The following is a 25,496-nucleotide window of genomic DNA, read 5'->3' as shown; positions in this document are numbered from 1 at the left end:
TCACGGCTTTTCGATTTCCCGATCCACCCGTCCGCACGTGTGATCCTGCAGTTCTTCCGCCGACGCCCAGTTGCCGACGCCGACGTGATCATTGAGCAGATAAAACGCGGGCGCGCCGTCGCGGCGGACGGCGCCGGCGAGCAGCAGCGTCTGATCGCCCATCGCGCCGCCTTCGCGCGCGACGGCCGCCGCGAGCAGCTTGAACGGATCGGTGTGCGAGAGATCGGCGTCGTCGATACGCATGGCGCGGTAGCGATGCCCGCGCAGGCGCATCGGCAGCGGCGACCATTCGGTGCCGATCTTCGGCCCCGCTTCGCGCAGCGCATCGGCGACATCGGCGGCGAGGCAATCGATATGGATGTGCAACTGATTCTGCGTGCGCCCGCTCGCCGAATTGACCGCAAGCGAGATTTCGCCGCGCGGCAGGCGGCTGCGCAATGCATCGTCGACGAAATGGCGGGCTTGCCACGCGTCGCGCCAATAATTCGGGGCGTTGGCGTCGAGCAGTTCCGGACTTTCGATGCCGCTCACGCGCGCGGTCGGAATCAGCAGATATTGCGCGACGCCCACGATATCTTTCAGCACCGCATAGCCCGCCGCGAGATCTACTTCCGCACACGGCTGCCTGGTTGATGCGCCCTCGGCGGCGGGCACGCACTGTCCATCGACGATGTCCCACAGCGCATCGGGATTCGCGGCGCGGGCGCACGGCGGCGCGAAGCCGAGCGTCGCGACGACGCTGGCCAGAACGAAGTTCCTGATGAGTCGCATCGGCATGAATCCGGAGTCGCCAAGAGAAAAGACGCTTCGGATTATGCTGCACGCGTGTGACGCCAAGCCGCGCGCCGCGTTCGAACGGGCGCGCATGAAAAAGCGCCAGCCGCGAACATCGCGGCTGGCGCTGCTTACTGCTTACTGTCTGCTGCTACTTCCCTTCGCCTTAATGGCCGAAGTAGACGCTGTTGCGATCCGACATCGAGATGGCCGAACCGGATACCGAACGCGCGCCCGACTGTGCCGTGCCGGCGGTCGATGCGCCGTACGACGTCGCCGAAACACCTTGTTCAGCGTTCACGCGCGCTTGCGCGGCCTGCAGGCTTTCCGGATACGTCACGCGGTCTGCCGCCGGGTTGTAGCCGGCTTTTTCCAGTTGAACCAGTTCCGCGCGCACTTGCTCGCGAGTGACCGGACCGTTGTTCTGGGCGAAAGCGAAAGTCGGGGCGACGAGCGCCGAAGCAATGACGAGTGCGGGAACGAAAGACTTGATCATGATGAACCTCCAGTAATCTTGTTTTGAGATCGAAACCGGAATCGGGAGCTTTTTAAGCGCTGGCTGATTTCGTTTCGTTGAAAGCAAGTTTAGGAGGCCATCGACCTAGGGGAAACCCCTATCTCAGCGAAAGATATTTGTTGAAATGACAACAATCGGTTTATGCATCAATCGGCGGGAATGTAGGCGGCGAACGGGCTAAGCGACTGATTCGCTACGGTTTTATTGGTCCAGCGGCCGCCAATTTCGCGTATCGGCCTGGATCAGTCATTACACGGATGCCCGCCAGCCGCCATTGCCACGCCACGCTTATCCCGCCCGTACGTGTTCGACCGCCGCTTCGAGCAGCGTGCGCAACAACGGCTGCACGTCGCTGGCGCGGCTCTCGTCGTATGCGTAGGGCGACGATTCCTCCATGTACGTGACCTGCGTGAGTTCGAGCTGAACGGCGTGAACGCCATTGGCCGGCTCGCCATAACGCCGTGTGATGTAGCCGCCCTTGAAACGCCCGTTGGCGACAGTCGAGTACCGCCCGTCGCGCTCGACGATTCCCGCCAGCCGCTCCGCCAGCCCCGCTGCCGCCGATGCTCCGTCCGCCGTGCCGAAGTTGAAATCGGGCAGACGGCCATCGAAGAAGCGCGGCACGACCGAGCGGATCGAATGCGCCTCCCATAGAAGCACGCGGCCATGCGCCTCGCGCAGCGCGGCGAGCTCGGCGGCGAGTGCATCGTGATACGGCTGCCAGTAGAGCGCACGGCGCGCCTCGATCTGTTCGCGCGACGGCACATGACCCGGCAAATAGAGCGGCTCCTTTTCGAACGTATCGACGGGACAGAGGCCGGTCGTGTCGCGGCCCGGATAGAGATTCGCGTCGTCGGGCGGGCGGTTCAGGTCGATCACATAGCGCGCGAATTCCGGCAGCAGAATCGACGCGCCCATCTCGCGCGCGAACGCGTAGAGGCGTTCGAGATGCCAGTCGCAATCATCGACGCGCCGCGCAACCGGCGTCATCTCCTCCGCGAGCGCGTCCGGAATGCGCGTGCCGCGATGCGGTATCGAAATCAGGAGCGGCGCGCTGCCGCGCTCGAGCGTGTAGATCGAGCATTCGTCGGTGGTTTCCATGTCGGCAGCCTCGTTGATTGGGCCTCACGCGAGCAACGCGTGCAGCGCCGCGCCGTCTGGCAGGCCCGCGTGTGCGGCGAAGAACAGGTTCATGTCGTGTCTACCCGATGCCGTCAAAGCAGGTCGATGCCGATGTACAGCCACGCACTATCGGCCGCGGCTTCGACGCGCAACGCCGCGCGATCAATGCACAGCGTATCGCCGGGGCCGAGCGTCGTGCCATCCGCATCTACCGCGAGACTGCCGCTCACGCAATGAACGAACGTGAGGTCGTGCCCGGCGCCGATCTCGCGCGCCGCGCCGCGCCGAATGTCCACCGACGCCCGCGCCCGGCCGCGCCGCACCATCACGTTGAAATCGCGCGTCGGGCCGTCGAGCAGGCTCGCGTGAATCGGCGTTTCGCCGGCGAAGCGCGCCATTGCGAGCGGCTGATCGAGCACATGCACGCGCCCGCTCGCCTCGGCGAGCCGCATGCCGGCGCCATCGAGCAGCACGAGCACGCGGTCCACGCCGGCAAAGGCGGAAAACGCTCCGTCCGCCGATACATCCGCGACCGATAGCCGCCACGCGAACGCATCCAGCGACGCGCCCGGCGGACCCGACGCGATCTCGCGCGTGACGCCGCCGCCGTTCTTCCAAGGGACGTCGACGAGCGAAGCAGCGCGGAGGATCGTCGGCATCAGAAATGTCCGGTGAACTGGTAGCGGTCGCCCGGATGCCAGAGATTGGCGACCGACGCCACCGCGTCGCGCGACCACGTCCGCCGATGCAGCATGAGACACGGCTCGTGTTCGGCCATCGCGAGCGCATGGCGAATTTCCGCCGACGGCACCGACGCCTCGATCCGGTACTCCACGCGCTGCAGCGGCGCGGCGGTCATCAGATATTGATTCGGCGTGATCGTCGTGAAATCCTGCCGCGCGTATTCCGGCGCGAGCGCGGGACTCACGTAGCGCTCCTCGAGTTGCACCGGCTCGTCGTTCTCGAAGTGCAGCACGCGCGAATGGAACACGGGACTGCCGGGCGCAAGCTGCATTTCGGCGGCGAGCGTTTCATCGACGATGGATGCCCCCAGATGCAGCACCTCCGCGCGATAGGCATGCTCGCGCGCGACGATCTCATCGGAAATGCTGCGAATCTCCACGAGCGTCGACGCGTATTTCGGCTGCGCGACGAACGTGCCCGCGCCCTGCACGCGCGTAAGCACCTGCTCCGCCGTCAGCTCGCGCAGCGCGCGGTTCACCGTCATGCGTGCGACCTTGAATTCGCGCGCAAGCTCGTTTTCGGAAGGCACCTGATCGCCCTCTTTCCACTCGCCGACGTGAATGCGCCCGAGGATGTAATCCTTGATTTCCTGATAAGCGGGCGTGTTCATGCGCTCGCTTCCGCCGCTTCCACCGCTTCGGATGCAAACGAGAACGGGCTGTGCTTGGCGATCTCGCCGTCCTGAACGAGCGTCGCAATGGCGGCGATATCGGGCGCGAAGTAATGATCCAGATCGTAATGCGCGACGCGACCGCGCAGCGTGTTCATCACTTCGGCGAGCCGCGCGCTCGTCTTGTGCGGCGCGCGCAGATCGACGCCCTGCGCCGCCGCGAGCAACTCGATCGCGAGAATGTTGGCCGTGTTGCTCGCGATGTCGCCGAGCTTGCGCGCGGCGAACGTGGCCATCGAAACGTGATCTTCCTGATTCGCGGAAGTCGGCAAGGAATCGACGGAAGCGGGATGCGCGAGCGTCTTGTTCTCCGATGCCAGCGCCGCCGCCGTCACATGCGCGATCATGAAGCCGGAGTTCACGCCGCCATCGCGCACGAGGAACGGTGGCAGGCCGGACAGCGTCGCGTCGATCAGAAGCGCGATGCGGCGCTCGGCCAGCGCGCCGATTTCGGCTGCGGCGAGCGCGAGATTGTCGGCGGCGAACGCAACCGGCTCCGCGTGGAAATTGCCGCCGGACAGCACTTCGCCGGTATCGGGGAAGATCAGCGGATTGTCGGAGACGGCGTTCGCTTCGATCATGAGCACGTCTGCCGCGTGGCGCATCTGGTCGAGGCACGCGCCCATCACCTGCGGCTGGCAGCGCAGGCTGTACGGGTCCTGCACCTTCTCGCAGTCCGCATGCGACAGATTGATGCCCGAGCCTTCGAGCAACGTGCGATACGCCGCTGCCGCGTCCATCTGTCCGCGATGCCCGCGCAGTTCGTGAATGCGCGCATCGAACGGAACGACGGAACCCGCCGCCGCATCCACCGAGAGCGCGCCCGCCACGAGCCCGGTGCGAAACAGGTCTTCGATCGCGAAGAGGTTGTAGAGCGCGAGCGCCGCCGAAGCCTGGGTGCCGTTCAGAAGCGCCAGCCCTTCCTTCGCCTGCAGCGTGAGCGGCTTGAGGCCGGCGACCGCGAGGCCGTCGAGCGCGCTCGCCCGTTCGCCGCGCACCATGACTTCGCCGATGCCGAGCAGGACCGTCGACATATGCGCGAGCGGCGCGAGATCGCCCGATGCGCCGACCGATCCCTTCACCGGGATGACCGGCAGCACGTCGGCGTTGAACAGCGTGAAGAGCGCGTCGATGACTTCGCGGCGGATGCCGGAATGACCGCGCCCGAGGCTCGAGAGCTTTAGCGCCATCAAGAGTCGCACCACCGGCCGGGACATCGGTTCACCGACGCCCACCGCGTGCGACAGCACCAGGTTGCGCTGCAGCAGTTCGAGCTGATCAGCGGGAATATGCGTGTTGGCGAGCCGCCCGAAGCCCGTGTTGATGCCGTAAGCGGGATCGCCCTTGGCGGCGATGGCCGCGACGGCGCGCGCGCTCGCGTCGATGGCGTCGAAGCTCGCCGGATCGAGGCGCAGCGAGTCGGAGCCGCGCGCGATGCGGCGCAGTTGCGGCAGCGTGAGTTTTCCGGGCGTCAGCGTAATCATGTTTCGTCCTGTCTATACAAGTCAGACGCCAGTCTAAACGGGCATAAACGGCGAAACAAGAGGAAATCCGGGAATCCACCGAGAAGAAACCCGGAGTCGGGATCGCCTTGTCTATACAGATGACGTCAGCGTCACAGCATCTTCTCCATGACGAACTGCACGAAGCGCTGGCCGCGCACCGTGACCGCGCGTGCGAGCAGCATCTTGAAGCCGCAATATTCGAAGAACGGCTGCGCGGTCGCGCTGGCGTACGTGTGCAGGACCTGAATTCCGGCTTCGTCCGCTTCGGCTTCGATGCGCGCGAGCAGCGCCGTCGCCACGCCTTTGCGCTGATGCTCCGGGTGCACGAACATCATGTCGATGAGCCCGGTGTGCTCCAGATCGGCGAACCCCGCGAGCTGGCCGTCCGTGAACGCGACCCACGTCGGGCGGCTTGCACGGGCCAGCGCCCATTCGTCCGGGTCGGCTTGCGCCCACACGTCGATCTGTTTCTGGTTGTAATCGGCCGATGCCGTCTCGCGCACCGCGCGCAGAAACAGTTCGATGACGCCGTCGAGATCACTCGCCCGGTACGGTCTGATTTCGATAAGCGGGAACTCGGGCATGTATTTCACCATCTTCTTGCGGTCAAAAATAAAGCCGCTGCAGGCGCAGCGAAGTGTGGAGCGTCGAGGACGCGGGAGGCAATTGTAGGGAACATGCGCGGGGCAATCGCCAAAAGGTGTGGCGAAGTCAGCTCGCGGCGGCGACGGTCGCGATGCCGAGCGCCGTCATCACGAGCGACGCGCCCACGTGCGCCGCGATTTCGATAAGCGCCCAGCCGAGCCGCCCCTGTTCGAGATGCGCGACGACTTCCGAGGAAAACGTCGAGAACGTGGACAGCCCGCCCATCAATCCGGTGATGACGAAGAGCCGCCATTCGACCGGGATGTCCGGAAAGCGCGCGAAGAAGGCGACCGCCACGCCGATGATGTATCCCGCGACGACGTTCGCCGTGAACGTGCCGAGCGGCAGGTTCGGAAAGACTGCGTTGAGGCGCAGACCGAGCGCCCATCTGAGCAGCGAACCGAGGCCGCCGCCGATACCCACGGCGATGATCGACAGGTACATGAATTAAGCTTAGTTATCTGAATGAAAGCGGGCGAGCCGCTCGATGAGCGCAACGCGGCTTTGCTCGACAATCCATCCTTTCTCATGCCGCAGATGCGCCACCCACGTGCCGTCGCGCCGTGCTTCCCAACAGCCTGCCTCATGGCCGTCGATGAACAGCGAGCCGCGCATCACGAGTTCGGGATCGGCGGGATCGAGCGCGGTGTCGTCGTTGTGTTCCAGCTTCACGTAATGCATGTACGCCGCCTGCGAAAGCCAATATCGGCATTCTAACGATAGTTCGGTCTTTCACCGTAACATGAACGACATTGCCGAGAGGCAATTGAGCGTGCGGATCACGTCTTCCGCGCTCGCTGCGTCGAACGCGATCGTGACGGCGTCGATGCGTTCCAGCGTCGGCCACTGGCTGAAGAGATCGGCGAGCGCCGTGGTTTGCACGCGCACTTCGCAGCGCGTTTCGATGAGCGTGTCCGGTGCGCGCGGCTTCGTCGCCGGCGATGCAAGCGCCGATTCGACCACCTCCCGCGCCGCGCGGCGGATGGCTTCGCACGCGGCGGCGGGCGTTTCGGTCACGCCGCTCGAATAGCCGTGCGCGGTCTTCACGCACAGAAAGCGCGCGCCGGGAAACGCCGGCAAGGTTTCGGCGCCGAAGACGTCGTCGCCCGTGAGCAGCGCGACGCGCGCGCCGCGTTCCTGCGCGAGCCGGCCGTAGAGCGCCGCTTCGCCGGCCTCTTCGCCATCGATCGTCACGCTCGCGAACGCGAAGCTGTTGATGGTATGCGCGAGGATGCCGAGGCTCTGCGCCCGCGCGTGATAGCCGATCATGAAGACGAGTTCCGGCGATGCCTCCAGCCCCGCCATCATGCCGAGCATGCGCGGCTTGCCGAGCACGATCCGCACGCGTGGATCGAGCGCATCGGGCAACAGGTTGCGAAAGCTGCCGTGCGAATCGTTGATCAACACTTGCGATGCGCCCGCATCGAATGCGCCTTGCGCAGCGGCGTTGGCTTCGTTCGTCATCCAGCGGCGCGCCTGCTCGTACTCCGCGTTGCCGGGCCGCGTCTGCTCCGGATGAAAGACGCCCGCGATGCCTTCGATGTCCGTCGAGATGAGCACTTTCATGGTTGCGTCTTCAATGCATCCGTTAGCGATATCCGGCGATGTCCGTCGCGGCCCGTCACGCTTTCCGCGCTGAAAAGCGCATCGAGAATGGCCTGTTCGATGCTGTCGGCGGCGGCCTGGAACAGCGGATCGATGAAGGCGTCGGCGAGCAGCGGCGGCATCGCGATGAAAGCGGCGTTATGCGCGACGGTGTACGCGGTCGAGAACGCCAGCGCGATATCGCCGCTGCCGTGGCCATACACCGAGCCGGTGCGCGCGAGGCCGGCGGCGGCGCGCATCGCGAGGCGGCGAAGCTGGCGCGAATCGAGCGGCGCGTCGGTGGCGATCAGCATGATGATCGAGCCTTGCTCGGGCGCGATCTTCGTTTGCTTCGCTGCATGAAGGCGGCGTCCAACGTGATCGCCCGCGATAGTGAGTTGCGGCAGGCGACCGAAGTTGGCGAGCACGAGCGCACCCGTGACATACGTGCGCCCTTCGATATGCGCGATGCGCGATGCCGTGCCGATTCCGCCCTTCAGCTCGAAGCACGACATCCCGCGTCCCGCGCCGACTGCGCCGCGTGCGAAGTCCTGCGAACAGGCGGCGAGCGCATCGCGGTAATGCGCCTCTTGCACGGCGAACGCCTGCATGTCGTTGAGATAACCGTCGTTGCATTCGAAAACGAGCGGATTCACGCTGGGCCTATCACGCCCGATCATCGGATTTATTTCGCATGCCGAATGAGTTTGCGCATTCGCCACCGTACCGACACCGAACGTATTGGTCAGCGCGATAGGCGTTTCGAGCACGCCGAGTTCATCGACCTGAACGAGACCGGTGCTCTTGCCGAAGCCGTTGATCACGCACGACGCGGCGGGCACCTTGTTGCGATACACGTCGCCATCATGCGGACGCACGACGGTCACGCCGGTCTGCACGTCGCCGTCATTCAACGTGCAATGCCCGACGCTCACGCCCGCGACATCCGCGATACTGCCGCGCGCGCCCGCCTCCATCGAACCGATATGCGGCGCGCTTTTCACGGGCGGTCGAGCTTCGGATCGAGCGCGTCGCGCAAGCCGTCGCCCAGCAGATTGAACGCGAGCACCGTCAGGAAGATCGCGAGGCTCGGGAAGATGGCGACGTGCGGGGCCATCGTCATGTCGGCGCGCGCTTCGTTGAGCATCGCGCCCCATTCGGGCGTCGGCGGCTGCGCGCCAAGACCGAGGAACGACAGGCTCGCCGCCGTGATGATCGACGTGCCGATGCGCATCGTGAAGTACACGACCACCGACGATATCGTGCCCGGCAGAATGTGCCGCACGATGATGGTCCAGTCCGACGCGCCGATGCTGCGCGCCGCTTCGATGTACGTGAGATGTTTGAGCGCGAGCGTGTTGCCGCGCACGAGCCGCGCGAACGCGGGAATGCTGAAAATGGCAACCGCGAACACCACGTTCACCATGCCGTTGCCGAGAATGGCGACCACGCCGATAGCGAGCAGGATGCCGGGAAACGCGAACAGCACGTCGGATATGCGCATGACGATGCGATCCCACCGGCCTTCGTAATACCCGGCGAGCAGGCCGAAGAACGTGCCGATGATCGCGCCGATCACGACGCTCACCAGCCCCGCCGTCAACGAGATGCGGCTGCCGACGAGAATGCGGCTCAGGATATCGCGGCCCAGCGAATCGACGCCGAACCAGTGCGCAGCGGATGGCCCCGCGTTGAGCGCATCGTAGTCGAAGTAGTTCTCGGGATCGTAAGGCGCGATATACGGCGCGATGATCGCGATCACCACGAGCAGCAGCACGAACACCGCCGCGATCAGCGCGACGTGCTGCTGCCTGAACTTGCGCCAGAACTCGCTCCACGGCGTGCGGACTTCCTGCTGTGCGTTCTTCGCGATGGGGGCGGTCACGCTCATGCGGTCCTCACTTGAATCGGATGGTCGGGTTGATGACCGCATACAGCACGTCCACCACCAGATTGATGACGATGAACTCCAGCGAAAACAGCAGCACTTCCGCCTGAATCACCGGATAGTCGCGCATCTCGACGGCATCCACGAGCAGGCGTCCGAGCCCCGGCCAGTTGAATACCTTCTCCACGACGATAGAGCCGCCGAGCAGAAAGCCGAATTGCAGGCCCATCATCGTGACGACGGGAATCATCGCGTTGCGCAGACAGTGCTTGACGATGACCATCGGCTCATGAACGCCCTTCGCGCGCGCGGTGCGCACGAAGTCCTCGCCCAGCACTTCGACGAACGATGCCCGCGTGAAGCGCGCCATGACGGCGGCCACCGCCGCGCCGAGCGTGAGCGACGGAAGCACATAGCTTTGCCACGTGCCGTCGCCGACGATAGGCAGCCAGCCGAGCTTCACCGAAAAGATCTCGATGAGCAGCATGCCGAGCGCGAACGCCGGAAACGATATGCCCGACACCGCGAGCGTCATGCCGATGCGATCCGGCCACTTGTTGCGCCACACCGCCGACACGATGCCGATCGCCATGCCGAACACCACGGCCCACGCCATGCTGGCGAGCGTGAGCCATAGCGTCGGCATGAAGCGTTCCGCGATTTCCGTGCTGACGGGCCGCTTGCTGCGCGTCGACATGCCGAAGTCGAAATGCACGACCTTGCTGAAGAAGTTCACCAGTTGCTGCGGCAAGGGCTTGTCGAGACCGAGATCGGCACGCACGAGCGCCACCGTTGCCTCGTCCGCTTCGGCGCCCGCCGCAAGACGCGCGGGATCGCCGGGCAACAGGTGAACGAACAGAAAGACCAGCACCGCGACGATGAAGAGCGTCGGCAGCAGACCGAGCAGACGTTTCGCGAGAAAGTTGAGCATCGTGTCGGACGGCGTTAACGGTTACTTGAGAGCGATTTCGTCGAAATTGAACGAACCGTCGGGCATCACGTACGCGCCGGACAGCCGCTTGCTTCGCGCATAAACCACTTTCTCCGTGACGAGGAAGATCCACGGCGCATCGGCCCAGATGCGCTTTTGCGCGTCGGCATAGAGCGCGGCTTTCTCGGTGCGGTCGGTGGTGGCGAGCGCCTTCTGCAAGTCGGCATCGACGTTATCGTTCTTGTAGTAAGCCGTATTCGCGAGCTTCGGCGGCATCGACGAACTGCCGAGCAGCGGCGATATCGCCCAGTCCGCTTCGCCCGTCGACGACGACCAGCCGATGTAATACATGCGCACGGGCGCCGTGGCCGGATCGGGCGCGCTATCCACACGCTGCACGCGCTGCCCCGCTTCGAGCGCCTCGACCGACGCCTTCACGCCCACTTGCGCGAGCTGCTGCTGCACGAACTGGATGATCTTCTGCGCCGTCGTGTAGTTGTAGCCGGACCATAGCGTCGTTTCGAAACCGTTCGGATAGCCCGCTTCCTTCAGCAACTCGCGCGCTTTCGCCGGATCGTACTTCCACGGACCCAGCTTCGTCGCATAGTCCACGCCCGGCGGAACGACGCCTTCGGACGGCACCGCGTAGCCCGCGAACGCGACCTTCACGAGCGCTTCCTTGTTGATCGCGTAGTTGAGCGCTTCGCGCACCTTCGGGTTGTCGAAGGGCTTCTGGTTCATGTTCATGCTGATGTAGCGCTGAATGATGGAAGGCGCTGCGATCAGATCGACCTTCGGGCTCGTCTTGAGCGCGGCGGCCTGCTCGAACGGAACCTGGAACGCGAAGTCCGCTTCGCCCGTCTGCATGAGCGCAGCGCGCGTGTTGTTATCGACGACCGGCTTCCAGTCGATCATGTCGATCTTCGGGTAGCCCTTCTTCCAGTAGCCCGCGAACTTCTTGACCTTCAGATCGTCGGTCTGCTTCCATTCCACGAACTCGAACGGTCCCGTGCCGACCGGATGAAACGCGATGTCCTTGCCGTACTTCTGGATCGCGGCCGGCGACATCATCACCGCCGACGGATGCGCAAGCACGTTGATGAACGCGGAGAACGGAATCTTCAGCGTGATCCTGACCGTGTACGGATCGATCACTTCGGTCTTGTCGATCTTGTTGAACAGGTTATAGCGCTTCAGCTTGTTCGCAGGATCGATCACGCGATCCAGCGACGCCTTCACCGCTTGCGCATTGAAGTCGGTACCGTCGTGGAACTTCACGCCCTGGCGCAGATGGATCGTGTAGACCTTCGCGTCGGGACTCGCTTCGTAGCTCGTCGCGAGCACGTTCTGAATCTTCATGTCCTTGTCGAAGCCGAAGAGCCCTTGATAAAACGACTTCGCCACGGCTTGCGAGAGCGTGTCGTTGGCATCGTAGGGATCGAGCGTCGTGAAGGTCGAGGCGACCGCCATGACCGCGGTGCTTTGCGCATGCGCGGTCACCGGACCGAGCGCGACGATCGAAGCGACTGCGCTCGCGGCGACGAGCGTACGGAGGTTGAAGGGACGAGAGGACGGCATCGTGAACTCCTTTGCTTGATTTATGGTTCGCTACGATGTGCTTCTGGAAAACCTAATAAGCCCCGCCGACATGATGTTCGGCGACGTAATGATCCGGTCCGACCGCGACGAGCTTCGCGACGATCGGCTCGTCGCCGAGCTTGCGTATGGGGCTCGGAATCTCATCAGCGGCAAGCATGCGCTTCGCATGACGGCGCGCGGGATCGGCAATGGGCACCGCGCTCATCAGCTTTCTCGTGTACGGATGACGCGGCGCTTCGAACACGGCGGCGCGCGGCCCGATCTCGACGATCTGCCCGAGATACATCACCGCGACGCGATGGCTCACGCGCTCCACCACCGCCATGTCATGCGAGATGAACAGATACGCGACGCCCAGTTCGCGCTGCAGATCGAGCATGAGATTGACGATCTGCGCGCGCACGGAGACATCGAGCGCGGAGACGGATTCATCGGCGATGACGACCTTCGGATTCAACGCAAGCGCTCGCGCAATCGCGATGCGCTGCCTCTGTCCGCCGGAGAATTCATGCGGATAACGCTGCGCGGCTTCCGGCGGCAAACCGACTTTATCGAGCAGCCAGTCGACGCGCGCCTGCGCTTCCTTTCCGCTCGCGACGCCATGCACGAGCAGCGGCTCCATCACCGAGAATCCGACCGTGAGACGCGGATTCAGCGAGGCGAACGGGTCCTGAAAAATGAACTGGATATTGCGGCGCAAAGCCTGCAATTCGGGACCGTGCAATGCGCTGATGTCGCGTCCGTCGAATTCGATGGAACCGCTCTGGCTTTCGACGAGCCTCAATAGCGAACGTCCCGTCGTCGATTTTCCGCAGCCGGATTCGCCGACGAGCGCGAGCGTTTCGCCCTGGCGCAAGTCGAAGCTCACGCGTTCGACCGCATGGACCGCGGCGGTCGTGCGACCGAAAAGCCCGGTTTTCACGGGAAAGCGCGTGACGAGATCGCGCACGCGCAGAATGGGCGGACTGCTTTCGTCGACGGCCGGCTGCACCTGATGCTCCACCGCCGCCGATGGCCGCAGCGCGCTCGCATCGTCGGGCGCGGCATCCACCGGCTCGACTTCGACGATCGGGAACTTCGCGGGACGATCGGTGCCCTGCATCGCGCCGAGCGTCGGCACGGCGGCGAGCAGCGCGCGCGTGTACGGATGCTTCGGCGTCCGAAATACATCATCGGACGCCGCTTCCTCCACCTTCTCCCCGCGATACATCACGAGCACGCGATCCGCCACTTCGGCAACCACGCCCATGTCGTGCGTGATGAAGATCACGCCCATGTTCATTTCATCCTGCAGGCCGCGCACGAGTTGCAGGATCTGCGCCTGAATGGTCACGTCGAGCGCGGTCGTCGGCTCGTCGGCGATCAGAAGCGCGGGCTTGCATGAAAGCGCCATCGCGATCATCACGCGCTGACGCATGCCGCCGGAAAGCTGATGCGGATAGCGCGCGAACACGCGTCGCGCTTCGGGAATGCGCACGAGGTCGAGCAGACGCAAGACTTCCTGACGCGCTTCCGAATGGCTCTTGCCCTGATGCAGGGAGATGGCTTCCGCAATCTGATCGCCCACGGTGAAGACCGGATTGAGCGATGTCATCGGCTCCTGAAAGATCATCGCGATGTCCGCGCCGCGCACGGTTCGCATCGTCGCGGACGACGCGCGCGCAAGATCGAGCACGTTCCCGTTGCGTCGCCGGAACGCGATGCTGCCCGACGCGATCGCGCCGCCGCCGTGCTCGACGAGTCGCATCAGCGCAAGCGAGGTCACCGACTTGCCCGATCCCGATTCGCCGACGATCGCGAGCGTCTCGCCGCGGTCCACCGCGAACGAGATGCCGCGCACGGCTTCGACGGTCCGCGAGCGCGATCGGAACGTGACCGACAGATCGCGCACGTCGATCACGCGTGAATCAGGCATGTTAGGCGTCGTGGTCATGAGCGGTAGATCGCCGTGACGGGTTGTTCACCCACGCGCGCGTAGCCGCGATACATGCCCTCCGTATTGAACGGCAGCGTGACGTTGCCCTTCCCATCGACGGCGACGAGACCGCCGCGTCCCTCGATGCGCGGCAGCTTGTTCATCACGACATCGCGCGCGGCGTCTTCCAGCGTCAGCCCGCGATACTCCATCTGCGCGGACACGTCGTAAGCAGCGAGCATGCGGATGAACATCTCGCCCGTGCCGGTCGTCGAAACGGCGCAGGTCGCATCGTTCGCATAACAGCCCGCGCCGATCAGCGGTGCATCGCCTACGCGCCCGGCCTGCTTGTTCGTGACGCCGCCCGTCGATGTCGCGGCGGCCAGATGACCGTTCGCATCGAGCGCCACGGCGCCCACCGTGCCGAACTTCTTTGTCGGATCGATCACATCGTCTTCGCCCGCCGCCTGCGACGCCGCATCGTGATCCAGCAGCGTGCGCGACGTGCCGCGCGCCTTCAGCCATTGCTGATAGCGCGCATCGGTATGAAAGTACGACGGCTCCACGAAATCGAGTCCATGTTCCAGCGCGAACGCTTCCGCGCCTTCGCCGGTGAACATCACGTGCTCGCTCACGTCCAGCACGCGGCGCGCGGTCAGCACCGGGTTCTTCAGGCGCGTCACGCAGCTGATCGCGCCGGCGTCCAGCGTCGCGCCGTCCATGATCGATGCGTCGAGTTCATGCGTGCCCGCCGCCGTGAACACCGCGCCGTGGCCCGCGTTGAAAAGCGGACAGTCTTCGAGCAGGCGCACGGCTTCGGTGACGGCATCGAGCGCGCTGCCGCCATCGGCGAGAATGCGTTCGCCCGCGCGCAGCACGTCGGCCAGCGCCGCGTGATAGCGCGCTTCGGTCTCGGGGTTCATGGCCGAGCGCAGGATGGTTCCCGCGCCGCCGTGAATGGCGATGACTGGAATGGCGCTCATGTTTCGCGCGGCTCCGTTTGAAGTTGTCGTTTGGAAGATGCGCTCGCGCCATGCACGGCGGACGGCGCGGCGAGCCACGGCAGCACGAATTCCGCGAGCCCGGACGCCGCTTCCACCGACCGTTTCGCGCGATGCGCAACCGCATCGCACAGCGCTTCGATGACCGCGAGCACGGCCGTATCGCAATTCGCGGCGAGCCTGCGTTCGGCGCGGATCGTGAGCACGAGATCCGCAAAGCGCACGAGCGGCGACGCGGCGCTGTCGGTCAGCGCGACGACGCGCACGCCATGTTCGCGAGCCTGTCGCGCGAGCGTGATGGTGTCGTCGACATAACGCGGAAACGCAATCGCGACGAGCAGATCATCGCGCGTCGCGGTGAAGAGCCGCCGCGCCGCATGCGACGGCCCGCCGCCCAGTGCCAGCGACTGCACGTTCGCGCAATACGGCGTGAGGCCGTGCTCCATCAGGCCCGCGAGAAACGCGCTCGCGCCGTAGCCGAGCACGAACACGCGCTGCGCGTTGAGAATGGCGTCGACGAGCGCGTCGGCCTTCGCGGCATCGACCGATGTCTGCGCGAGCCGCACGTTCGACGCCGCCTGATCCAGCGACGCCTCGAACACCTGTGCGCCGTTCGCGGGCGTCTGAACCGACGAGCGCAGCCGTTCGACCGGCGCGATGGTCGCTTCGAAGCCGCGCACGAGCGCATCGCGGAACGCCGGATAGCCCGAGAAGCCGAGCGCCCGCGCGAAGCGGTTCGCCGTCGCGATCGACGCGCCGACCGCAGCGGCGAATTCGTCGATGCGCATCGTCGCCGAGCGAAACAGATTGGCCGTCACGAACGCGCCCATGCGCTGATGAATCGGCGTGAGCATCGGCATGGCGGCGGCGATGCGCGCCGAAATCGATTCATCGGCGCTGATCGGCGGTAGGACCGGGGAACGGCGGGACATGACGCGGCGGCACGCTCGTCGGAAGTCGCAATGAAAGCATGTTTACCCAAAACCGCCGCCGAAAAAAATTCATTTTCATCGAACTGGGGTTTTCGATAACGCCGCGCGCCGCGCCCATTGCTCGCCGCACCTTCATGCACAATACGGGACGCATCGTTTTCCGCGCTCACATCCACGCATGAACTTCGACTTTCTTCCCGGCGCCGTTTCGCAGCATCTTCCCACGCAGCCGTGGGCGCAATTCATCGTGGGACTGGCCGCGCTCGTCATCGTCGCGGAGTTCGTGCAGTGGATCATCGCGCGCGTGCTGCTGCGCATCGCGCACCGGCTGCTCGTGCTCGCCGGGCACTCGGCGTGGGATCAGGCGTTCATCCGGCATCGCGCGTATCACCGGCTCTGGTACGCGGCGCCTTTTGCCGTGGTCGCGCTCGGCATCGGAGAAGTGCCGCATATCGGGCGATGGGCGGTTCCAATCGAACGCATCGCGCACGGCGCCGCGTGGATCTGCGTGTTTCTCGCGACAGGCAGCGCGCTTTCGGCCTGGCAGGACGTCTATGCCGCGAGCAAGGAAGCGCAGACGCGCTCGATCAAGGGCTATATCCAGATCGGCAAGCTTGCGCTCGCGCTGGTGTGCGGTGTGCTGGTGCTGTCGATTCTCATCGACCGCTCGCCGCTCTGGATGCTCTCCGGCTTAGGCGCGCTGTCCGCCGTGCTGCTGCTCGTGTTCAAGGACACGCTGCTGTCGCTCGTCGCGAGCACGCAGCTCACGTCGAACGACATGCTGCGCATCGGCGACTGGATCGAGATGCCGCAAGCGCTCGCCGACGGCGCGGTGAAGGACATCGCACTGCATACGGTCAAGGTGCAGAACTGGGACAACACCGTCACGACGGTGCCCACGTACAAGCTCTTTTCGGAGAGCTATCGCAACTATCGGCACATGTTCGAATCGGGCGGAAGGCGCATCAAGCGGACGATGCGCATCGACGCGCAATGCGTGCGTTTTCTCACCGATGAAGAGACCGAGCGCATGCTGCGCTTTCGCCTGCTGCACGATTATCTCGAACAGAAACAGACGGAAGTGGAACAGGCCAACCGCAATCTGGGCGAACTGGCCGCCGAGCCGGCGAATCGTCGGCGGCTGACAAACATCGGCACGTTCCGCGCGTACGGGCTCGCGTACCTTCAGCATCATCCGGAGATAAGGCAGGACATGGCGATCATGGTCCGCATGCTGGAGCCTGATTCGCAAGGCATTCCGATCGAGGTCTACTGCTTCACCGCGACCACCGCGTGGACGCAATACGAGCGCATTCAGGGCGACGTGTTCGACCATCTGCTGTCCATTCTTCCCGAAATGGGCCTGCGGCTTTATCAGGCGCCTTCGGGCACGGACTTCTCGGGCGTCGCCGGACGGCTGCGCGGCGAAATGCCGACGCTCTGATTTCCACGCGGAAGAATCAGGCAAGAATCGTCGATTTTTGTGTATTCACGGATGCCGGTCCGGTCCTTACGATGATGTCATCGCCGGTGCGCCCTGCGCATCGCCAGTCATCGGGAACAAGGAAAACTCATCGTGATCGATCGCGTCCATGCCATGCGTGTCTTTACGCGTGTCGTCGATACGAACAGCTTCACGCGCGCCGCCGAATCGCTCGGCATGCCGCGCGCGAGTGTTTCGACGACCGTGCAACAACTCGAAGCGCTCGTCGGCGTGCAACTGCTCGCACGCACGACGCGGCGTCTCAATCTCACCGTCGACGGCGCCGCCTATTACGAGCGCTGCGCGCAGATTCTCGCCGACATCGACGAGCTCGACTCCGGCTTCGCCGCGGGCGAAGAGCGGCTGCGCGGACGGCTGCGCGTCGAGATGCCGGATGCGGTGGCGACGTCGATCGTCGTGCCCGCGCTGCCGGAGTTTCACGCGCGCTATCCGCAGATCGAGCTGTCGATCGGTATCGGCATGCGTAACGTCGATCTCGTCGGCGAAGGGGTGGATTGCAGCGTGCAGCTCGGCGAACTGCCGGATTCCGGGCTGATCGCGCGGCGGCTCGGGATGCTGGAACAGGTCACGTGCGCGAGCCCCGCGTATCTGGACAAGCACGGCACGCCCGCGAGTCTCGACGAGCTTGCGCGGCACGTCGCGGTGAACTGCCTGCCCGAGAAAAGCGGCCGCCCCGCCGACTTCGAATTCGACGTGAACGGCAAGCCCTACACGATGAGCATGCGCGGCTTCGTGCAGGTCGCCGACGAGCACGCGTATCTGGCGTGCGGTCTCGAAGGTCTCGGGCTGATTCAGCCGCTGCGGATCGCGGCGCAGCCGTACTTGCGCTCGGGGCAACTGCGGGAAGTGCTGCCGGAGTGGAAATCGCCGCCGCTGAAGGTGTCGGTTGCGTTTCTGAAGAGCCGGCAGGCGACGCCGCGCGTCTCGGCTTTCGTCGACTGGCTCGCTGCGCTGTTCGAGCGTTCGCAGCAAGTCGACGATACGCTCACGAGTCTCTACCGCGCAGCGCGGCGGCGCTCCGACGACCAGCGCTCGGAAGAAACCGCCGGCGCGTGACGCGTCTAGCGGACGGGCGTGGCGGCGTCCTCGCCCACCACCGTGTTCCATTTGCGCACTTCCCAGCGTTCGACGAGCTTGTTCGTCACATACGGATCGGCTTTCGCGAACGCCTCGGCGGCGGCGGGAGAATCGCCCTCGAAGAGCAGCATCGCGCGGTCGGCGGGGCTGTCCAGCGCGCCCGCAAGCACGATATCGCCGCGTTCGACGGCGCTCCACGCCAGCTTCAGGTGTTCGTCGCGGAATTGCGCCCGGCGCTCCAGATAGTCGGAAGCCAGTTCGTAGATCAATAAATAGTGCATTTGCATCTCCTTATTGTTTCGCCATCTGTTTCGCTCATCCATCGGCCGAATGGCTATCCGAGTGTTTCTTGCCGCTTTTCACGGCAGTTCTCGGAGTCCTTCGGAACCGTCTGATCGTCAATCGTTACAGAATCGCACATGATGCACAGGTACCCGAATCTGGACCTTTCCATGTATCGCGATCAACCTCCCTGCAATACCTGCGCGAAGCACGATTGCCGCTCGTGCGCCTGGACGTCGCCGCTCGACGCATCGTATCGCAGGTTCATTCCGCCACGCTCCGTGGTGTCACTCGCAGAACGCCCGGCCTGCAGCGCGGAAAACCGCATCGAGCCGTGCTGGCTCGCAGCAGCCGCCCGGCGCTTCGCCCGCCTGTTCTCGGATTCTTCGCGCCCGCACTGACACGGGCGCTGTCAAGCGCATGCCGCGCCATCCTCGATCGAGTGGCGCGCAGACGGCACTTGTGTAAAGAAATATGCACGCGTCTTTTCAGGATACCTGCACATATAGAATGCACGCGTCATTGCGCCCGCGTCTGGCGTCTCAGTAAAAGGATAGCAGTCGATGAGTATTAATCTGGTTCACGCGGTCAAGCTCGCGATCTCGAGCGAGATCGCGGAACAGCTGTCGCAGAAGTTCGGCATTCCCGCGCAGATCGTGCAGCAACTGGCCGCGCGGGCGGCTCCCGGGCTAGTGGCGTCGATCATGGATCGCTCGGCAATCGCTGACGGCGCGCGGTCCGTGTATTCCGTCATCATGTCGCCCGAGGCGAACGCGTTCGTCGTCGAACAGTTAGGGAACGTCATCACGACGACGGCGGGCCTCAAGCATCTAGAAGCCTCCGGTCATTCGCTCGCCGCGCGCGCCACGGGCCAGCGCATCGACGCCCTGACGGACGCCGTGTCGGCGGAAACCGGCGTGCCCGTGCAGGCGACGTCGGCGCTCTCGGGCATGCTGGCCGCCGTGCTGTTCGGCATTCTCAAGCATCACTTCCTGCTTGCGCAGGCGACGGTGTTCAATCTGCCGGGCGTGTTGCGCGACCAGATCGGCGAGATGCGCGCTTCGCTCTCGCATGGCGTCGCGGGCGCGCTCGGACTCGGCAACGTCGATGGTTTCGTGAGCAGCATCGGCGCGCGGCTCGACTCCGTCGGTTCCATGCTGGAAGCGCCGGAAGAAGCAGCGGTCGCGGCTTCTCCGGCTGCCGCCGTCGGCGGTTATGCGCCGGCGAACGCGCCACAACGTGTCGCTCCGGTCATGCCGCCGCCCGCTATTCAGCCTGTGCCGGCTGTGGCCACCCAAGCACCCATGCGCGCGCGTCCGCGCCAGCCCGCGCCGAAGCGTTCGAACAAATGGGTCTGGCTGCTGTTCGCGGCGCTCGCGGCCATCCTCGCGCTCGTCTATTACCGCGGCTTCACGCACAAAGACAGCGTCGATCTCAATTCGAGCGTCAGCACGCCGGTCACGACCGTCGGCCAGGCGGCGCCGGTTGCGGGTTTCAACGACGGCGCATCGGCGCCTGTCCAGGCTTCCGCGCCCGCTTCGGCGTCGAGCACCGAACCGGCATCGAGCGCCGCGCCGGCCTCATCAGCTGCAACGACGGCATCGACCGCGGACTGGAAAGATGCGCGCCTCGTGTTCAACGTCAGCGAGGGCGGCGTTCCCTCCGTGCAGGCTACCGTCGGCACGGACGCCGAAAAGCAGCATTTGATCGACGCGCTCAACCGCCGTTTCAGCAACGGCTATAGCGCGAACGTTTCGGTGATTCCCGCGACGCGTCCGGCTACGTGGCTTTCGCGTCTGAAGGACCTCACGCCGCTGATGGCGGTGCCGGGTGCCGAAGCGAAACTGACCGGCTCGAAGGTGGAACTGAGCGGCGCCGCCGCCGACGCGAAGCTCGGCTGGAGCGAGCGCCTGAAGAACGCGCTCGGCGGCATGTTCCAGGTCAGTTCCTTCGATGTGGACAACGCCGTCGCCAGCGCAACGCAGTCGTTTCGCGGCGCGATGAAGTCGCTGCTCGCCTCCGACGACGCCTGCTCCGGCGACAAGCTCACGAAGGTGCTGGACCTGCAGGTGGTCAACTTCGCGCGCTCGAGCGCCACGGTGCCGCAAGGCGCCTACGCAACGCTCGGCGAAACCGCGCAACTGCTGAAGAACTGCGCGGCGAAGGGCTCGATGGTGAAGCTCGATGTCGCCGGTTATTCGGACGGCACCGGCACCGCGCCGGCCAAGATGGAAATGTCGAAGGAGCGCGCCTCGGCCATTCGGGCCTTCCTGGTCAAGAACGGCGTGCCGCCCGAGTCGCTCACGGCAACCGGTTATGGCGACGCCAACCCGGTCGCCGACAATGAAACCGAGAGCGGACGTTTTGCGAATCGTCGAATCGAATTCGTCGTGAAATAGAGCGGCTGAGTCACTCGCCAGAAAGAAATGCCGTCGCGTTTTTTGCGCGACGGCATTTTTTGTTTGCACGACGCTCGGCTTTGAAGCGTCAATTGGGTTTGGCGAAGTCGTTCTCGGCCCATCGCTCGGCGCTCGCCTTGGTGAGCTTGAACGCGGGCGACACGCGCACGTGCGCGAGCTGCGCGCCGAACGGATCGAAGGCCTTGAGGTCGGCGTAGGGATCGTCGTCGTCCGGAACGATGTCCAGCGTCACCGTGACGTCCTCGCCGCCCACGTCGATCGTCACGTTCTTGTGCAGCATTGCGTGGCGCTGCTGCTCGTGGCGCCGCAATACTTCGGATGCCGTCTTCACCAGCGTGCGAAACGCGGCGGAATCGAGCGGCTTGGGGTTCTTCTTGTCGCGGCCCATCGTCCACGGGCCGACGAGCGCGGGTTCGGCCTCGCCCGTCTGAATCATCTCGACGGCCCAGCCGTCGTCGTCCTCGTTCTTGATCACGCGAGCGGTCCAGCCGTCATCGCGCCAGAGGCGGTCTTCGTGGATGGCGTCGTCGGTCGAGGGGAATTCTGAGTCGGTCATAGCGTTGCAGTGCTTGTTCTGCGATCTAAAGCAATGCAACGAATTCTACCTTGCTGATCGCGCGTGGCACTCCACGTGCTAGAACGCTTGGCCGAACGGCCTAGCTGCACGCGGGCTCGCGTGTCATACCCAAAGCGGGCTGCTCGTGCTACTTTGAAATTGCCGGAGAGACGCTCCGGCAGCATTCGCCAATAAGCAGCAAACCTAGTCAAGGAGCAACCGCATGCTTGCATTCATCGGTACTTTGATCGTCGGACTCGTCGTCGGTCTGATCGCGCGCGCCATCAAGCCGGGCGACGACAGCATGGGCTGGATCATGACCATCGTGCTCGGCATCGCCGGCTCGCTGATCGCGGGTTACGTCGGCCGCGCGCTCGGCTGGTATCAGCCGGGTCAGCCAGCGGGATGGATCGCCTCGGTCGTCGGCGCGATCATCCTGCTCGTCATCTATGGAATGGTGCGCGGCCGCCGCGCTTAACGTAGCGCAACGTAACGCTGCGTCGTGCCGGCGAGGCGTCGTGTGCGTGTCATCGCTCCGTTGACGGCAACACGACTTCCTCGCCGCTTCGCACGATGCGATTCGGCAACACGCCGCCCAGCCAATAGGCGAGTTCGGCGGGGCGATCCATTCGCCATGCGACGAAGTCCGCCGCCTTGCCCGCTTCCAGCGATCCGCGCGTCTCGCGCAAGCCGAGCGCTCGTGCCGCGTGAATCGTGACGCCCGCGAGCGCTTCTTCCGGCGTCAGGCGAAAGAGCGTGCAGCCCATGTTGAGCATCATGCGCAGCGAGAGCGCCGGCGACGTGCCCGGGTTCAGGTCGCTTGCAAGCGCGATCGGAACGCCATGCCGGCGCAGCAGATCGACAGGCGGCGCTTGCGTCTCGCGCAACATGTAGAACGCGCCGGGCAGCAGGACGGCGACAGTGCCGGCTCGCGCCATCGCGATGGCGTCGTCTTCCGTCATATATTCGAGATGATCCGCCGACAACGCGTGATGTCGCGCCGCCAGCGCCGATCCATGCAGCGACGACAACTGCTCCGCGTGCAGCTTGACCGGCAGGCCGAATTCGCGCGCAGTCCGAAACACCTGCTCGACTTGTTGCGGCGAGAACGCGAGATGCTCGCAGAAGGCATCGACGGCGTCGACGAGATTTTCGTCGACGAGCGCCGGCAATATCCGATCGCAAACATGCGCGATGTAATCGTCCGCGCGGCCCGCGAATTCGGGCGGCAACGCGTGCGCCGCGAGGCACGTCGTGCGCACGGTCAACGGCAGCGCGTCGGCAAGACGCCGCGCCACGCGCAGCATCTTGCGCTCGTTCTCGATATCCAGCCCGTAGCCCGATTTCACTTCCAGCGCGGTCACGCCTTCGCGCATCAAGCCGATGGCGCGCCCCTTCGCCGTTTCGAACAACGCGTCCTCGCTCGCCTCGCGCGTGGCCCGCACGGTGCTCGCGATACCGCCGCCACGCGCCGCGATCTCCGCGTAGCTCGCGCCTTGCAGACGCGCCTCGAACTCGCCGCTGCGATCGCCGCCGAACACGAGATGCGTGTGGCAATCGATCAGGCCGGGCGTCACCCACGCGCCGTTCAGGTCGATGCGCTCGCCGTCGAAACGCGGCGGCGCATCGGCGCGCGGCCCGATCCACTCGATGCGCGCGCCGTCCGTCACGATCGCCGCATCCTCGATGATCGAATACCGGCCGCCTGTCATCGTGGCGGCGTGGCAGTGGTGCCAGAGCTTTTTCATCGCGTGATCATCGGCAGGTCGAGGCCCTGTTCGCGCGCGCAGTCGATGGCGATGTCGTAGCCCGCATCGGCATGGCGCATGACGCCGGTGGCCGGATCGTTGTGCAGCACGCGGGCGATGCGCGCGTCCGCTTCGCGGCTGCCATCGCATACGATCACCACGCCCGCGTGCTGCGAGAAGCCCATGCCGACGCCGCCGCCGTGGTGAATCGATACCCACGTCGCACCGCTCGCCGTGTTGAGCAGCGCGTTCAGCAGCGGCCAGTCAGAGACGGCGTCGGAGCCGTCCTTCATCGCTTCCGTTTCGCGATTCGGACTCGCGACGGAACCCGAATCCAGATGATCGCGGCCGATCACGACCGGCGCCGACAACTCGCCGTTGCGCACCATCTCGTTGAACGCGAGGCCGAGCTTCGCGCGCTGTCCAAGCCCGACCCAGCAGATGCGCGCCGGCAGCCCTTGAAACTGGATGCGTTCGCGCGCCATGTCGAGCCAGCGATGCAGATGCGCGTCATCCGCGATCAGTTCCTTCACTTTCGTGTCGGTCTTGTAAATGTCGTCCGGATTGCCCGACAGCGCCGCCCAGCGGAACGGCCCGACGCCACGGCAAAAGAGCGGCCGGATATACGCCGGTACGAAGCCGGGGAAGTCGAACGCGTTATCGACGCCCTCTTCCTTCGCCATCTGACGAATGTTGTTGCCGTAGTCGAAAGTCGGCACGCCTTGTCCGCGGAAAGCGAGCATCGCGCGGACGTGCGCGGCCATCGACTGCTTCGCGGCCTTCACCGTGCCCGCCGGATCGCTCTGCGCGCGGTCGCGATATTGCGCCCATGTCCAGCCTTTCGGCAGATAACCGTTGAGCGGATCGTGCGCGCTCGTCTGGTCGGTGACCATGTCCGGACGCACGCCGCGCCTCACCAGCTCGGGCAACACGTCCGCCGCGTTGGCGCACAGCGCGACCGACACCGCGCGTCCCGCCGACGTGTGGCGCTGAATGCGCGCGAGGGCGTCGTCGAGATCGCTGGCTTGTTCGTCGACATAACGCGTCTTCAGCCGGAAGTCGATGCGGCTCTGCTGGCATTCGATATTCAGCGAACACGCGCCCGCGAGCGTCGCGGCGAGCGGCTGCGCGCCGCCCATGCCGCCGAGCCCGGCCGTCAGCACCCAGCGCCCTTTCAAGTCGCCGCCGTAATGCTGCCGCCCCGCTTCGACGAACGTTTCGTACGTGCCCTGCACGATGCCCTGGCTGCCGATGTAGATCCAGCTTCCGGCGGTCATCTGGCCGTACATCGCGAGGCCCTTGGCGTCCAGTTCGTTGAAATGCTCCCAGTTCGCCCAGTGCGGCACGAGATTCGAATTGGCGATCAACACGCGCGGCGCGTTTTCGTGCGTCCGGAAGACGCCGACCGGCTTGCCCGACTGAATCAGCAGCGTCTCGTCGGCTTCCAGACGCTTGAGCGTTTCGACGATCTTGTCGTAGCACGCCCAGTCGCGCGCCGCGCGCCCGATGCCGCCGTAGACGACGAGTTCGTTCGGATTCTCGGCGACGTCCGGATCGAGATTGTTCATCAGCATGCGCAGCGGCGCTTCGGTCAGCCAGCTTTTTGCGTTCAGCTGATTGCCGCGCGGCGCGCGAATCTCGGTATCGCGGAAACGGGAAGATGAGGTCACGGTGGCTCCTGCGCATCGGTTCGTGGAATGCGCCTCATGTTCTTGTATATACAAGTCGCGTTGTATTGGGGAATTCCCGAGGCTTTCCTTGTGGCGCATCGCTCGACCGCATGCATGTCTTGTCTAGACATCACGCGTTTTATTTTTTGCGCTTTTTGGATGGTTAATTTCGATGGCAGCCCATCAAGACGCAAAACACATGAGCACACTGGAAGCCCTGCACGCCATCGTCAACGACGACACCTCGCCGCAAATCATTCGCGATCACGTCGTCGATGCGCTTCAATACGCGTTGCGCAACCATCCCGGCTTTTTCACGCGCAAGGAGATTCAATGGCTGGCGCAATGGGACGACGCGCGCCTTCCCATCGCGGCGGGAAAAATCCTGAACGGGATGAACGCAGCGTAAGCC

The 25,496-nt window shown here is 64.6% G+C and carries 27 protein-coding genes; 6 read left to right on the top strand and 21 right to left on the bottom strand.

Annotated features, from left to right (window positions below; translation table 11 throughout):
- The 17 genes from AWB72_RS10040 to AWB72_RS09960 all read right to left on the bottom strand — a co-directional run bounded on the left by AWB72_RS10040 (position 1) and on the right by AWB72_RS09960 (position 15,827).
- Entirely contained in the window at positions 1-771 is a 771-nt protein-coding gene (locus tag AWB72_RS10040) for a CDP-diacylglycerol diphosphatase (protein WP_087128082.1), read from the bottom strand.
- A 169-nt stretch (positions 772-940) separates the two neighbouring features.
- Positions 941-1,267 carry a DUF4148 domain-containing protein gene (locus tag AWB72_RS10035; RefSeq protein ID WP_040052323.1) on the bottom strand — a complete coding sequence of 109 codons (327 nt, stop codon included), beginning with the start codon at positions 1,265-1,267 and terminating at the stop codon, positions 941-943.
- Positions 1,268-1,579: 312 nt separating this feature from the next.
- Positions 1,580-2,392, bottom strand: coding sequence for an N-formylglutamate deformylase (hutG, locus tag AWB72_RS10030; protein ID WP_040052061.1), 813 nt, complete (start codon positions 2,390-2,392; stop codon positions 1,580-1,582).
- A 113-nt stretch (positions 2,393-2,505) separates the two neighbouring features.
- A complete protein-coding gene (locus AWB72_RS10025) occupies positions 2,506-3,072 on the bottom strand; it encodes a HutD/Ves family protein (protein ID WP_040052060.1) in 567 nt (188 codons plus the stop codon).
- Positions 3,072-3,767 (bottom strand): histidine utilization transcriptional repressor HutC, encoded by a 696-nt coding sequence (gene hutC, locus AWB72_RS10020; RefSeq protein WP_040052059.1) that lies wholly within the window; start codon positions 3,765-3,767, stop codon positions 3,072-3,074. The genes AWB72_RS10025 and hutC overlap by 1 nt, the downstream gene beginning before the upstream one ends.
- A complete protein-coding gene (gene hutH / locus AWB72_RS10015) occupies positions 3,764-5,311 on the bottom strand; it encodes a histidine ammonia-lyase (RefSeq protein WP_040052058.1) in 1,548 nt (515 codons plus the stop codon). Before hutH ends, hutC begins: the two co-directional genes overlap by 4 nt.
- A 131-nt stretch (positions 5,312-5,442) precedes the next feature.
- Positions 5,443-5,916, bottom strand: coding sequence for a GNAT family N-acetyltransferase (locus AWB72_RS10010; RefSeq protein WP_040052322.1), 474 nt, complete (start codon positions 5,914-5,916; stop codon positions 5,443-5,445).
- Positions 5,917-6,043: 127 nt separating this feature from the next.
- Complete coding sequence (crcB, locus tag AWB72_RS10005; RefSeq protein ID WP_040052057.1) at positions 6,044-6,421, bottom strand: fluoride efflux transporter CrcB; 378 nt, start codon at positions 6,419-6,421, stop codon at positions 6,044-6,046.
- Positions 6,422-6,430: 9 nt separating this feature from the next.
- On the bottom strand, positions 6,431-6,658 hold the full coding sequence (locus tag AWB72_RS10000) for a hypothetical protein (RefSeq protein ID WP_040052056.1): 228 nt from the start codon (positions 6,656-6,658) through the stop codon (positions 6,431-6,433).
- Positions 6,659-6,709: 51 nt separating this feature from the next.
- Entirely contained in the window at positions 6,710-7,543 is an 834-nt protein-coding gene (locus AWB72_RS09995) for a M55 family metallopeptidase (protein ID WP_040052055.1), read from the bottom strand.
- Positions 7,540-8,538 (bottom strand): DmpA family aminopeptidase, encoded by a 999-nt coding sequence (locus AWB72_RS09990; protein ID WP_374728890.1) that lies wholly within the window; start codon positions 8,536-8,538, stop codon positions 7,540-7,542. The genes AWB72_RS09995 and AWB72_RS09990 overlap by 4 nt, the downstream gene beginning before the upstream one ends.
- Before the next feature lie 23 nt (positions 8,539-8,561).
- Positions 8,562-9,452 (bottom strand): glutathione ABC transporter permease GsiD, encoded by an 891-nt coding sequence (gene gsiD, locus AWB72_RS09985; RefSeq protein WP_040052053.1) that lies wholly within the window; start codon positions 9,450-9,452, stop codon positions 8,562-8,564.
- Between the two features lie 7 nt (positions 9,453-9,459).
- Positions 9,460-10,380: a glutathione ABC transporter permease GsiC gene (gsiC, locus tag AWB72_RS09980; RefSeq protein ID WP_040052052.1), complete on the bottom strand. Its 921-nt coding sequence runs from the start codon at positions 10,378-10,380 to the stop codon at positions 9,460-9,462.
- Positions 10,381-10,401: 21 nt separating this feature from the next.
- Positions 10,402-11,958 (bottom strand): glutathione ABC transporter substrate-binding protein GsiB, encoded by a 1,557-nt coding sequence (gene gsiB, locus AWB72_RS09975; protein ID WP_040052051.1) that lies wholly within the window; start codon positions 11,956-11,958, stop codon positions 10,402-10,404.
- A 52-nt stretch (positions 11,959-12,010) separates the two neighbouring features.
- Positions 12,011-13,894: a dipeptide ABC transporter ATP-binding protein gene (locus AWB72_RS09970; RefSeq protein ID WP_374728886.1), complete on the bottom strand. Its 1,884-nt coding sequence runs from the start codon at positions 13,892-13,894 to the stop codon at positions 12,011-12,013.
- 14 nt (positions 13,895-13,908) lie between these two features.
- Positions 13,909-14,877 (bottom strand): isoaspartyl peptidase/L-asparaginase family protein, encoded by a 969-nt coding sequence (locus tag AWB72_RS09965; RefSeq protein WP_040052049.1) that lies wholly within the window; start codon positions 14,875-14,877, stop codon positions 13,909-13,911.
- The gene (locus AWB72_RS09960; RefSeq protein WP_040052048.1) at positions 14,874-15,827 is read right to left on the bottom strand and encodes a MurR/RpiR family transcriptional regulator; all 954 of its coding nucleotides are present in this window, start codon (positions 15,825-15,827) and stop codon (positions 14,874-14,876) included. The genes AWB72_RS09965 and AWB72_RS09960 overlap by 4 nt, the downstream gene beginning before the upstream one ends.
- Before the next feature lie 38 nt (positions 15,828-15,865).
- Here AWB72_RS09960 and AWB72_RS28850 point away from each other — a divergent pair, with 38 nt between their 5' ends.
- The 3 genes from AWB72_RS28850 (at position 15,866) to AWB72_RS09950 (ending at position 18,387) form a co-directional block, all read left to right on the top strand.
- A complete protein-coding gene (locus AWB72_RS28850; protein ID WP_159459353.1) occupies positions 15,866-16,009 on the top strand; it encodes a hypothetical protein in 144 nt (47 codons plus the stop codon).
- A complete protein-coding gene (locus AWB72_RS09955) occupies positions 16,006-17,271 on the top strand; it encodes a mechanosensitive ion channel family protein (RefSeq protein ID WP_040052047.1) in 1,266 nt (421 codons plus the stop codon). The genes AWB72_RS28850 and AWB72_RS09955 overlap by 4 nt, the downstream gene beginning before the upstream one ends.
- 132 nt (positions 17,272-17,403) lie before the next feature.
- Positions 17,404-18,387, top strand: coding sequence for a LysR family transcriptional regulator (locus AWB72_RS09950; protein ID WP_040052046.1), 984 nt, complete (start codon positions 17,404-17,406; stop codon positions 18,385-18,387).
- A gap of 5 nt (positions 18,388-18,392) precedes the next feature.
- Here the strand turns inward: AWB72_RS09950 and AWB72_RS09945 are convergent, their stop codons facing one another.
- Positions 18,393-18,689: a YciI-like protein gene (locus AWB72_RS09945; protein ID WP_040052321.1), complete on the bottom strand. Its 297-nt coding sequence runs from the start codon at positions 18,687-18,689 to the stop codon at positions 18,393-18,395.
- Between the two features lie 564 nt (positions 18,690-19,253).
- Here AWB72_RS09945 and AWB72_RS09940 point away from each other — a divergent pair.
- A complete protein-coding gene (locus AWB72_RS09940; RefSeq protein ID WP_087128057.1) occupies positions 19,254-21,089 on the top strand; it encodes an OmpA family protein in 1,836 nt (611 codons plus the stop codon).
- Positions 21,090-21,177: 88 nt separating this feature from the next.
- On the opposite strand, the gene AWB72_RS09935 is transcribed toward AWB72_RS09940, so the two are convergent.
- On the bottom strand, positions 21,178-21,666 hold the full coding sequence (locus AWB72_RS09935; RefSeq protein WP_040052044.1) for a hypothetical protein: 489 nt from the start codon (positions 21,664-21,666) through the stop codon (positions 21,178-21,180).
- A 223-nt stretch (positions 21,667-21,889) separates the two neighbouring features.
- Here AWB72_RS09935 and AWB72_RS09930 point away from each other — a divergent pair, with 223 nt between their 5' ends.
- On the top strand, positions 21,890-22,144 hold the full coding sequence (locus AWB72_RS09930) for a GlsB/YeaQ/YmgE family stress response membrane protein (protein ID WP_040052043.1): 255 nt from the start codon (positions 21,890-21,892) through the stop codon (positions 22,142-22,144).
- 49 nt (positions 22,145-22,193) lie between these two features.
- On the opposite strand, the gene hutI is transcribed toward AWB72_RS09930, so the two are convergent.
- Together hutI and hutU are read right to left on the bottom strand one after the other, a co-directional pair.
- Complete coding sequence (gene hutI, locus AWB72_RS09925; RefSeq protein ID WP_040052042.1) at positions 22,194-23,414, bottom strand: imidazolonepropionase; 1,221 nt, start codon at positions 23,412-23,414, stop codon at positions 22,194-22,196.
- A complete protein-coding gene (gene hutU / locus AWB72_RS09920; RefSeq protein ID WP_040052041.1) occupies positions 23,411-25,084 on the bottom strand; it encodes a urocanate hydratase in 1,674 nt (557 codons plus the stop codon). The genes hutI and hutU overlap by 4 nt, the downstream gene beginning before the upstream one ends.
- 199 nt (positions 25,085-25,283) lie before the next feature.
- On the opposite strand from hutU, the gene AWB72_RS09915 reads away from it, so the two are divergent.
- Positions 25,284-25,493 carry a hypothetical protein gene (locus AWB72_RS09915; RefSeq protein WP_040052040.1) on the top strand — a complete coding sequence of 70 codons (210 nt, stop codon included), beginning with the start codon at positions 25,284-25,286 and terminating at the stop codon, positions 25,491-25,493.
- Positions 25,494-25,496: the final 3 nt, after the last annotated feature.

This window comes from Caballeronia concitans (assembly GCF_001544615.1).
GTDB classification, from domain to species: Bacteria; Pseudomonadota; Gammaproteobacteria; order Burkholderiales; family Burkholderiaceae; genus Caballeronia; species Caballeronia concitans.
This window is presented reverse-complemented; position numbering and strand designations above follow the sequence as displayed.